This is a genomic window from Scytonema hankhaensis NUACC26 (assembly GCF_045865695.1).
Taxonomy (GTDB): domain Bacteria; phylum Cyanobacteriota; class Cyanobacteriia; order Cyanobacteriales; family Nostocaceae; genus Scytonema.
The window spans coordinates 66649-78488 of record NZ_BAACAP010000226.1; the positions used below are offsets into that span (position 1 = coordinate 66649).

At 41.6% G+C, this 11840-nt stretch carries 7 protein-coding genes; 3 read left to right on the top strand and 4 right to left on the bottom strand.

The window, feature by feature from the left end; genetic code table 11:
- The first annotated feature begins 66 nt into the window (after positions 1-66).
- The 3 genes from ACKTT2_RS33050 (at position 67) to ACKTT2_RS33060 (ending at position 7545) form a co-directional block, all read left to right on the top strand.
- Positions 67-3624, top strand: a complete 3558-nt coding sequence (locus ACKTT2_RS33050; RefSeq protein WP_407894737.1) for a GAF domain-containing protein — start codon at positions 67-69, stop codon at positions 3622-3624.
- Between the two features lie 466 nt (positions 3625-4090).
- On the top strand, positions 4091-7009 hold the full coding sequence (locus tag ACKTT2_RS33055) for a hybrid sensor histidine kinase/response regulator (RefSeq protein ID WP_407894739.1): 2919 nt from the start codon (positions 4091-4093) through the stop codon (positions 7007-7009).
- 17 nt (positions 7010-7026) lie between these two features.
- Entirely contained in the window at positions 7027-7545 is a 519-nt protein-coding gene (locus ACKTT2_RS33060; RefSeq protein WP_407894741.1) for a chemotaxis protein CheW, read from the top strand.
- A gap of 231 nt (positions 7546-7776) precedes the next feature.
- Here ACKTT2_RS33060 and ACKTT2_RS33065 read toward each other — a convergent pair whose 3' ends face one another.
- From ACKTT2_RS33065 to ACKTT2_RS33080, 4 genes are all read right to left on the bottom strand, one after another.
- Positions 7777-8787 carry a D-alanine--D-alanine ligase family protein gene (locus ACKTT2_RS33065; RefSeq protein ID WP_407894743.1) on the bottom strand — a complete coding sequence of 337 codons (1011 nt, stop codon included), beginning with the start codon at positions 8785-8787 and terminating at the stop codon, positions 7777-7779.
- A 38-nt stretch (positions 8788-8825) separates the two neighbouring features.
- A complete protein-coding gene (locus tag ACKTT2_RS33070; RefSeq protein ID WP_407894745.1) occupies positions 8826-9977 on the bottom strand; it encodes a KamA family radical SAM protein in 1152 nt (383 codons plus the stop codon).
- Between the two features lie 171 nt (positions 9978-10148).
- The gene (locus tag ACKTT2_RS33075; protein WP_407894747.1) at positions 10149-10310 is read right to left on the bottom strand and encodes a hypothetical protein; all 162 of its coding nucleotides are present in this window, start codon (positions 10308-10310) and stop codon (positions 10149-10151) included.
- Positions 10311-10481: 171 nt separating this feature from the next.
- Positions 10482-11672 carry a glycosyltransferase family 4 protein gene (locus ACKTT2_RS33080; RefSeq protein ID WP_407894749.1) on the bottom strand — a complete coding sequence of 397 codons (1191 nt, stop codon included), beginning with the start codon at positions 11670-11672 and terminating at the stop codon, positions 10482-10484.
- Between the last annotated feature and the right edge of the window lie 168 nt (positions 11673-11840).

An 11840-nucleotide genomic window follows, 5' to 3' on the forward strand; every position in this document is an offset into this window, starting at 1 on the left:
ATCAAGTTTTTGCTTTATCCAATTTTTGTTTCTGAATTTATAAACTTTGAAAGTTGCAGAATAATTATGACATCAGAGCTAAATCCAACTAAAAATGGCAATGGCAGAACAAATAACAGAACGCGGAAAGTTTCTATCCCTTCCACGACTACTGAGAACAAAGAACTATCGTCTTTTCCTACAGACAAAGCTATCGAACTGAACGATTCTACCTCTATGTATACAGAGATGACTGAGCTTGTTTCAGAGAATACCCTTAGCTATTTAAGACAGCAAGTTACGGCGACAGCGAGACAAATGGAGCAAGCATCTGATATAGATGACTTGTACAAAACTACAGTTACATCTATACGTTCTCTACTAGCAGCCGATCGAGTAGTGATTTACCAATTTGATAGTGCAGAAGAAGGTTTTGTCGTCAAAGAGTCTGTTGGACGGGGCTTTACGCCAGGAATGCGAGACTCAATGCCATTAGTCATTTTTGGATTCGATCGCGCTACCGACTACGAACAACAATCTGTTATTAGCTTTGAGAACATTGAAACGGCAGAGTTAACCCCAGATCAAAGAAAGCTATGGGGACAATTTCAGATTAAAGCTAGCTTAAATTTACCGCTACAACTCAATGGTAAAGCTTGGGGAGTGTTAGCCGTACAACAATGCTCCAAACCGCGAGTTTGGAAGGAAACAGAAATTATTACACTGTCTCAACTCGCACAGAAATTCTTGATTTGTTTTCAACCAGCTCAATTTCAAACATTACTGGAACGAGCAAAAGAGCAAGAACAACTCGTGGCTCGGATTACTCAGAAAATTAATCAATCACTGAATTTTGATAGCCTTTTCCGCCTTGCTACAGTAGAACTTCGTAGCTGTTTGAAGTGCGATCGCGTAGGTGTTTACCGCTTCAATGAAGATTGGAGTGGAGAGTTTATAGCCGAGTCTGTCAGTGCAGGCTGGGTATCAATAGTAGATGAGCAAAACCGCGATGATGATTTAAGAAAAAAATTGACAGAGTACTCGTACTGTAATGTGAAAAATCTTTCTCCTGTCACAGTAACCAATCCAGATACTTATTTAAAAGATACCAAAGGAGGTAAATATGCTCGTGGAGAACGATTTACGCAAGTCAATGACATTTACGCAATGGGCTATCCCCCTTGCTACCTTGAAGTGCTGGAGAAATACCAATGTCGCGCCTATGTCATTGTGCCGCTTTTTGTCAATAGTAGACTTTGGGGATTGCTAGCTGCATATCAAAACTCGGGTACTCGCACTTGGCAAGAGTTAGAAGTTAATTTTATGATGCAACTGAGTTTACCTCTAAGTATGGCTGTCCAGCAGATGGAAGCTCAGGTGAAAATTGAAGAATCTTCCCAACAAATTGCAAAATCAGCAGCACGCGAACAAGCTTTAGCTCGTATCACCACTCGTCTGTCTCGTACAATGGATTTAGAAGCTATTTTCCGGCTATCGGGACAGGGAAGGGAAAATCTAGCGGGGGAGCGCATCGAAACAATTTTCAAGATTGCTACTCAAGAAACCAGACAAATGCTCAATTGTAGCCGAGTCGCACTGTATCAGTTTCATCCAAATTGGAGCGGGCAATTTATTGCGGAATCAACCGCTAGTGGTTGGAATCGTTTGTTAGATATTATTCCTATTATAGAAGATACTTTCTTACAAGAAACCCAAGGTGGTCGGTATAAAGATAATGACACCCTTGTCGTCAATGATATTTACACCACAGGGCATGCTTCTTGTCATGTTGAACTTTTGGAACAGATGGAAGCTAGAGCATACATGATTGTGCCAGTCTTTGCAGGAGACATACTCTGGGGCTTGCTCGGTGCATATCAAAACGACAGAGCACGTATGTGGGAAAAAGGAGAATTGAGTTCTCTGGTTCAGGTTGGTATTCAAGTCGGGATTGCCTTAAAGCAGGTAAAATACTTAGAAGAGGTAGGGCAACAGTCCGAGCGGCTCGCTAAACTAGCAGAGCGGGAAACCAATTTCGTTCAATTTATCTTCAAAATAGGGCAACGCATTGTTGAACGCTTGCAGCAGAAAAATTTCAACCCAGACTCGCTTTTCCGTTCCATTACTCAGGAATTGCGGCAATTACTGAATGTCGATCGCGTCGCCATTTACCGCTTTAACCCTGACTGGAGTGGCGAATTCATTGTTGAAGATGTCGGTAGTGGATACCTCAAGCTAGCTGGAACGGATATGGCAGTGATTGTTGACCCCGTTCTGCAAGAAAGTTCTGGTGGTCGCTATCGGAAAAATGAGCCAAGTGCGATCGACAATATCAATCTATCCGCCGACCTTACTTTTGGAAGGGAAACGTTAGAGCAGTGGGGGGCAAAAGCTTACATTGCAGCGCCACTGTTTAAAGGCGAACAACAACTCTGGGGCTTGCTGTTAACTTATCAAAATAATGCACCTCGCCATTGGGAAGAAGGTGAAGTGAATTTACTGATTCAAGTAGCAACACAGTTAGGTATTGTGTTGCAGCAGTCAGAATACTTAGAGCAACTAGAAATTCAGTCTCAACAACTGAGTGAAGCAGCCCAAAGAGAGAAGCAAGCCAATGAAGCATTGCAACAAGAAGTGGCACAACTGCTATCTGCCGTACAACCAGCCCTTCAAGGCGATTTAACTGTTCGCGCTCCGGTTGCGGGTGATGAAGTGGGCAAAATTGCTGATACTTACAACAACACTTTGGAAAATTTACGAAAGTTAGTGACGCAAGTACAGCAAGCGTCTCAAGCAGTGGCAAGTACCTCACAAAACAGTGAATCATCGATTGTTGAACTTGCCAATCAAGCACAACAACAGTTTCAAGCGCTCTCACAAGCAGCTACACAAATTCAAGAAATGGTGGCTTCTACGGAAGCAGTTGCAACTAGTGCAAGACAAGTTGAAGAGGCAGTTCAAAAGACAAATCAAACTGTGAAAGAGGGTGAAACTGCCATGAATAAGACTGTAGACGGTATCACAGCAATTCGGGAAACAGTAGCAGAAACAAGCAAACGTATCAGGCGTTTAAGTGAATCCGGTCAAAAAGTTTCTCGCGTTGTTAGTTTAATCAGTAGTTTTACTACCCAAACGCAAATATTGGCACTGAATGCTGCGATCGAAGCTACTAAAGCAGGGGAACACGGGCGAGGGTTTGCAGTGGTGGCTGATGAAGTTCGTTCGCTGGCTGGGCAATCTGCAGAAGCGACTGCTGAAATTGAGGAACTAGTACAAGAAATTCAAGCAGGTACTGCTGAAGTTGCTGCTGCAATGGATACAGGTATTCAGCAAGTTGTTGAAGGAACAAAGTTAGTTACAGAAGTTAGACAGCAGTTGAACGCGATTGTTGGCGCAACAACCCAGATTAGCGAACTGGTAGAACGCATTACTCAAACGACTCAAGTACAAAACCAACAGTCGCAATCAATTACTCAAGCCATGACTGATGTAGCCGCGATCGCTAACAAGACTTCTGCCGATTCCATTAAACTCTCTGCTTGTTTTAAGGAACTCCTAGCAATGGCACAAGATTTGCAACGCAGTGCCAGTCAATTTAAAGTAGCTCGTACTTCTCTAACCGAACAGATTGTGACTAATGGTTAATGGTTATACGTTTTCAGATGAAGATGCATAGAAAGAACCTCCACCACCACCTCTCCTTACCCCCCTTAATCCCCCCGATGTATTGGGGGGAAACCAAAAATTTATTTTCCTTCCCTTTGTATGCCTCAACTGGGTATGTATGTTCCTAGGCTTCCACAGCTGAAACCAAAAATTTATTTTCCTCCCCAATGTATCGGGGAGGTTAGGAGGGGTAAAAATAATGTGCAGCTTCACAGAAAATTGGTATTCATAGTTAATTGTTAATAGAAAACTGGTAACTAACTACTAACTACTAACTACTAACTACCAACTATTAACAACTATAGCGCTTTTCAATTGGGTGCAATACATAAAAAAGTTTGGAACCGCAGATGCACGCGGACGAACGCAGATAAATTTGTACTTCATTCAAATGAGAATCGCTATAACTACTAACTACTAACTACTAACAATTAGTATTAAATCTATGATTGGTGACCCTAACTACCAGGCTCAACTTTATCACCACTTTTCTCTAGAAGCTCCGGAATTGCTGAAGACGATGGAGCAAGCATTACTGAACTTGCAACAAGAAGAAAGCAACCTCGAACAAGTTCGCGTTTTAATGCGGGCAACACATACTTTGAAGAGCATTGCTGCAACACTTGAATTAGAAACTATAAAAAACATTGCTCACGCGCTTGAAGATATTTTCCGAGCTATCTGCCAACCGAATGTGGTTATAGAACCGGAGATGAAAGCGTTGTTTTTTGAGGGTTATGAGTGCCTGCGCGATCCATTGATGGCAGAACTCAGTGGTTCTGTAGTTGATACTCAAACGGTAGAAGAACGCTCATCAATTGTGCTATCTCGTTTACAGGAAAAGCTGGGACATTTTTTGCCAGATGAACGAGAACCTTTCTTAGACATGAGTTTTGAGTGTATTCAAATAGTTTTACAGGGCAATATTGTTCCTGAGTTAGAAAAGACTGCAACTGCAATTGTAAATGCTCAGCTTGAAGAAATTGCTGCTATCCTTTACAACCAAACAGAGCGATTTCTTGGATATGCAGAGGCTCTGGGACTTTCTGGGTTTTTAGCTATTGCTCGAGCGACAATTGCTGCACTCAATAATTATCCAGAACAAACTGCTTCTATTGCCCGCCTTGCAATAGAGGATTTTCAGCAAGCATATATTCAAATCATATCCAACACAGACCCCATAGCTGGCTCTCCAAGTGCCGCTTTACAAAAGTTTGCGGAGATAAAAGAGGAGGAAGTCCTTACATCCCCTACTCCCCTACTCTCCTCTTCTACTCCTCCACAGCCTCCAACTCCAAAGGAGACCCCAAGCCCCTACTCCTCGGCTCCCCTACCAATCCCTCTAGGAGTGGAAGCAGCAACAATACCTGTTCCCAAAATTGTGCGAGTTAATGTCGATCATCTCGAACAATTGAATTACTTAAATGCAGAACTATTAACAAACCAGAACCATCAATTTTTACAAGATGGCAAAATGCGAAATTCCTTACGGAAGTTACTGAGCCGTTTGCGTCAGTTACAGCAATGCTTAAGCGATCTACAGGATTGGGCAAATCCTTTGCTGTTGCATAATGGCTCGCAGCAATGCAATCCTTTGATTTCTATTTATGATGCTTTAATTTCTAATAACTCTGATGGTTTTGATACGCTAGAACTAGATTCTTATAGTAAATTTCATGTCTTTATTCAAACTCTTTTAGAAGAAGCCTCTTATTTAGAGCAGGAAATAGACGCTCAAGAACAACTCAATCGTAAAACAACACAGTTGTTGAAGAAACAGCAAAAATTGCTCACTAACTCCCGTGATGTTCTTTTGGATGCCAGAATGCTTCCCTTGGGAAGTATTTTAAATCGATTGTATCCGGTTTTACAACAGCTACAAACCTTACATAAAAAGCCCATTGTTTTGATAATTAAAGGCGATGAAGTGCTAATTGATAAAGCGATCGCAGAACGTCTTTATGAACCGCTTTTACACTTGGTTCGCAATGCGTTCGACCATGGAATTGAGTCGCCTGAAATTCGGCAGCAACGTGGCAAAGTTGCTCGAGGTCAGATTGAAATTCGCGCTTATTATCAAGGTAATCAACTCATTGTTGATGTGCAGGATGATGGTCAAGGGCTTAATTTTGATGCTATCCGTCAACAAGCAATCCAAAGAGGAACGATCGCAGCTGAAGCAGCAAGCAATCTTAATGAATCTCAATTAGCTGAACTGCTTTTTGAACCAGGTTTCTCTACAACTAAAAAGGTTAACGATCTTTCTGGACGGGGTGTGGGGCTTGATGTAGTCCGGGTACAACTTCAAGGCATTCAAGGTACAGTTGCGGTTCACACAGAAGTGCAAAGAGGCACAACTTTCTCTCTACAAATTCCTCTTAGTATCAGTATCAATAAACTTTTAGTTTGCCAAGCAGGTAAAAAGGTTTATGCGTTGGCTGCTGATACAATTAACCAAATTCTATTACCTAAATCCAACCAAATAGAATACTCCGAGCATGGTAGGGTTTTGCGTTTAGCGACTACCTCTAGTACAAATCAATCAGAGCAAGGCGAACTAATCCCCATTTATCGGCTTTCAGAAATTCTTGACTATTCCAGCCGACAGCCTGCACAAATAACCTCAGACTCTCAACTTAATGAGGGAGATACTGTTTTACCGTTACTGATTCTTCGTTGTGACGAACAGCTTTTAGCTTTAGAAGTCGATCGAATTATTTGGGAACAGGAATTGGTCATTCGTCCCTTTAGTAAATTAGTGTCTAGTCCCGGATATGTTTACGGTGGAACAATTCTAGCTGATGGACGCCTCACGCTCGTCATTAATGGTGCGGCTTTACTTCAACACGTTCACAATCAGCAAGTGCAAACCATCCAATATTCCTGGAAACAAAAATCTCCAACCGCACGTTCTGGATTACTTGCGCCATCTCGCATACAACCATTCATAACACCTAAATTTGAAAATAGCAAATGTACGGTGATGATTGTTGATGATTCTATAACTCTGCGTCAGGCTCTGGTTTTTACCCTGCAAAAAGCAGGTTATCAAACCTTATCAGCTCGTGATGGGTATGAAGCGCTCGCGCATTTCAAGGCTCATACCAAGATCGATTTGATTATCTGCGACATTGAAATGCCGCACATGAACGGTTTTGAGTTTCTCGCTCACTGTATATCTAATGAGAATTTAGCCAAAACTCCAATTCTGATTCTGAGTTCTCGCACTGCATTGAAGCATCGTCAGCTAGCACTGAAACTTGGTGCAACTGCTTACATAACTAAGCCCTACTCCGAACAGCAGTTACTTTCAATAGTGGCTCAAGTTCTTAAGGGACAGAGAGCAAATTTAGTTTATTCCTAGAAAGGAGGAAGTTTTTTATGGGGGAATCCTTAACGGAAGGAAAGTACATTACCTTTAAAATCTCTACGTATCTCTTAGCTTTACCTATTGATAGTGTTTTTAAAGTTATTGCCTGTCCACCTGATTTAAGCCATACTCTTCGGGAAGCAAAGCTGGCTCAGTTGGGTCAATCCACGGTGATGATTCTTAAGCTTCATCAAAGTCTCGATCCTCTTTACAGCCAACAACAAGACAGTAACCAAATTGGGCGTTTTCTCATCATTATGCAAGGCAAGGAGGGAGAACTGTACGGTATTTTAGTTGGTACTCCCCCAAACCTCATGACAATTCCTGAAACTTGCATTCAGCAAGTGCCTCAATCTTTTCATCATACTGGGCTTCCAACTTGGGTCAGTCAGATTGCTATTCTCAACCATAAAGATGAACGTACTACCATTTTGATGCTGGATATTCAACGAAGTTCGCTGGTTGATAATCGAGCGCTGTCAATTGACGGTGGTCAGATCCCCGACTTATTAAAGAAGTCGGGGATCTAAGGAACTTCCAAGTAAAAAATCTCCAACTTTTTCTCGTGGTGCGGGCGTCCTCGCCCGCCACATATATTTCAACTTTTTCTTGTGGTGCGGGCGTCCTCGCCCGCCATTCACATTAAGACCGGCGAGGACGCCCGTCCCACAAGATGGATAATTTATTTCTTGGACATCCCTAATACGCTGGTACATTGGCAAGATACCAGTTACTTCTCAATAGATGCAAATCAAATTAACTTATGTACTTTGAATTCCCACACCAACCTTTTCCCACCTTGCCAAAGAAGTCTTCAAAATAACCTCTATCAATTGTTGATAAGATAGACCAGCCGCACGAGCAATTTGAGCAAAAGAACGCTGTGGATGCAAAGTTGCATCTGCATTAATATCCAATAGATATGCTTGTCCATCTGATGCTATACGAAAATCAAAAGTCGCATAATCTAGAGGTCTAAAAAACTTCATCAATTCCAACGTGACATCTCGCAACCCCTGTAGCTTTGAATCGGCAAGATCGACTCCAATCTTCTTAAACTTTCCCTGACGCTTAGCTTGCAAGTCTAAAACTTGCTCTTGCAAAGATTCACCTGTGGCATTCACTATTTCTACTGCACCAAATAACAAAGGAGAAGAATTACTAACAATACCTACTGTAATCTCGCGACCTGCAATAAATTCTTCACACAGTACTGGTGCGTGAAATAACTTACCTATTTCCTCCACTTGTTGACGGAGTACAGCCAATCCCTCTTGGTTATCGAATTTTCGTAACCCCAACGAATAACCTTCACAACTAGGTTTTAAAATAGAGCTTGACCAAGGAGGTAAAGATTGTATATCCTCTCCTGTTTCATATCGATACCAAGGAGGTGTCAAAATTCCACACCACTGCAACACGGGTTTGAGTAAATCTTTATTCAATGTCAGACTTTTAACCGTAGCATCACCTCCAGTGTAAGGAATACCTAGTTGCTCTAAGATTGCTGGTGCTAGAGCTGTACGATTGCGGGAAAGGGTTCTGACTGAAAGATTCCAAACAAAATCTGGGAGTCGATTAAAACGCCACCTTTCTAACAAATTATTTAAAGTACCGATTTTATCTACTTTGTAACCTAAAGCTGTTAAACTTTCCGCCACAGCTTCCACTTCTTCTGGTTCTCGCCAGTGATAGTGCGTTTGTTCCTTTGCTGTTAAGTCTGACATAATGTCAGCCTCAAGCTCAAATAATAGTCCTATGTTATTGGTCATTTGTCATTTGTCACTGGTCATTGGTCACTGGTCACTGATTACTGATTAAGCCAACAAGTTTGCTCATCAATTGGCAATAGCATAACTCCAGAGTTATCTAATCCCCGTCGCACTTGCTGCAATTTAGCAACTAACTGTATGGGCGAACCAGGAAGAATACCTACGAGTTCTAGTTTGCCATTTTCATGAGTCAAAATATAGCGAAAACGTTTGACAGGTCCACTACACTGTTGGCGAACTTTTTCTATTAAGCGCATTCCTTCTACAATTGGCAGTTGAAAGTGAGTTGCATGCTTAACGGGGCGTGGATGAAAGATATATTGAGGAATCACTCCATGACGATGGAGTTGTTTAAAAAGTTTAGTTAAAGTCTCTGGAGAGTCGTTAATACCTTTCATCAAAGCAATTTGAGAAGTTAGCAAACAACCAGCTTTTTGTAGGTTTTCTAACGCGCAAATTGTCGTTGTGGAGATTTCACGGGGATGGTCAAAATGACATTGAATGATGATTTGAAATCGAGATTTATATCGATCCAAAACATCTAGTAGTTCTGGATCGGTAGTGAAACGATTGGGTAAGAAAGCGGGAAGTTTGGTACTGATACGAATTTGCCAAATATGGGGTATCCGTGCGATCGCACCTAAAAGATTGGCTAGGCGGCGAGTGCTGGAAATCATGGGGTCGCCACCTGAGAGAAGCACGTTATCTATTTCTGGATGTTCGGCGATATAAGCTAGTGCTTCTTGTAAATCTTCTATTGTCTCTTTTGTCAATACATCGCGACTCATCAATCGCCGTCGAAAACAGTACCGGCAATGTCCCGCACAAGCTTGTGTTACAATTAACACGGCTGTTTGGTCGTACTTGTGCTGCAAACCTTGTATAATTGTGGAAAGTTCTTCCCCACTCGTATCAAAGCTTCCAGACTCATCCTTCTCACCTTCCGAAGGTAACAGCAGCAACCGCAGAGGATCTTCGGGGTTTTGCCAATTTATCAGATCTGCATAACCTTGAGGAACCATCATAGGAAAGCTCTGCTTTGCCTCAGTCACGCGATCGCGTTCCTTTGGGGATAGGGGTAACCAAGCTTCTGCACGCTCGGATAGTTTTAAACTTTCGATTAATTCTTCTTTCCAATCTCTGACTGTAGGAAAGTCTTTCGGTACTTCATTGATACTTGTGTTTGTCATTTCCCACACTACTACTTGGATTTTTTCAATTATCTCAAAATTTAAACCTTTAATCTTGACATTGCCTGTTTAAGCTAATGAGCAAGTGCAAAAATGAGGAGATAAATTTCCTTTATTTATATAATTTCAAAATTTAAAGATTTATTAAATTTGAACTTTATATTCAAGAGACTATAGCAATGCTAAATCATACATAAAAATCAATCCGAATTTTTCGGGAAACTTTTCGCGATCGTAGTCCTTTAATATAAAAATAGTGTAACTTAGCTCGGTAATTCCTGATATAAGATAGATTATTGCCACTAGCCAGATTTCGATTGAACGATCGCTCATTGTCAAAACAAATTAATTGTTGTTGATTTCAGAGGATGGTTGTAAAGTCACCGTTGGGATCGCGATCCCCCCTAGCCCCCCTTCAAAAGGGGGGAAAATACTCTTAAAAGTCCCCGCTACCAAGAATCCCGGTTTCACAGAAGTTACCGGGTTTCTAGATTTTGAGTGAATTCACAGCCAGATTGTTTGCGATCGCTCTTGCAAGACTCTTTTGTAAACATCCTCTGTTTGTTTTGCTAACTTAGCCCAACAGAAACGACACTCTAAGTCTTCATAAGCATTATCAGTCAACCATTGGCGGTAACCCGGATTCTTTAAAACTTCTAAAATTCCCCAAGCCAAGGAATCTGGGTCGTTGGTATAAGTCACAATCCCTGTTTTGGTATGTTGCACCACTTCTGGAAAACCACCTGTATCGGAAACAACAACTGGAACGCGAGAGGCAAAACTTTCTAGAGCCACAATTCCAAAGGGTTCGTAGAGACTTGGGAAAACAGCACAATCAGCAACAGTTTGGAATTTATCTAAATAATCATCAGAGATAAAGCCAGTGAAATAGCATTTATGCCAAATCCCCATATCCCAAGCTTGCTTTTTAAGATGATCTGTATTGCCACCACCAATAATTACAAACTTAACATATCCTCCCATTTCCCACAGGACTTTAGAAGCAGCACTAAGAAGCACGGATACACCTTTTTCATAAGTCATGCGACCTACGTAGTAAACAATTTTCTCACCTTCTTCAGCAAATTGTCGGCGGAAATCCAGAGCGTGAAAATCTTGGTGGTGCTTTTTCTTTTCTGGTCTAATACCATTATAAATAACGTCAATTTTATTCCAAGGACAGTGTAAAGTTCGTTCTACCTCTCGCCGCATATAGTCGGTACAAACGATGACTCGCCAAGCGTTGTAGGCTAGCAATTCTTCTTTACCACTAATATAAGCCTGAGTTTCCGTATGAATACCGTTATAACGTCCGTACTCGGTAGCGTGGATTGTAGCGATGAGGGGAATTTTAAAGTTATGCTTGAGAGCGATCGCCGCATCTCCAACCAGCCAATCATGAGCATGGATGATATCGAAGGGACCTTCTTCTAGTAAGAGCTTACCACCGTAATGCCCCATGCTCTGGTTTAAATTAACAACCCAATGAAAAAAGTCATGACTGGGTGCAATCGGTATGCGATGTACTCGAACTCCTTCCACCTCCTCATACAACGGAGCATTTCCAAATTCCGGTGTAATTAAGTGGATTTCACGTCCTAACATTACTAGTTCCGGGTATAACTCTGCTACGTGACGAGAAATTCCCCCAACTATGCGAGGCGGAAACTCCCAACTCAGCACTAGTATTTTCATCTCCTACACCTTACTTATTAGACATCTCTAACTTTTTACATCGATCCCAAAAGCCAAATTTGGCTACTGCTGCGGTATACACTAATTTTTCTTTTGTTGTAGCATTTCCCTGCAAAAAGTAGTGGAAGTAACATTGAAATATTAAATAGCCTTCATGAAATGCAAATA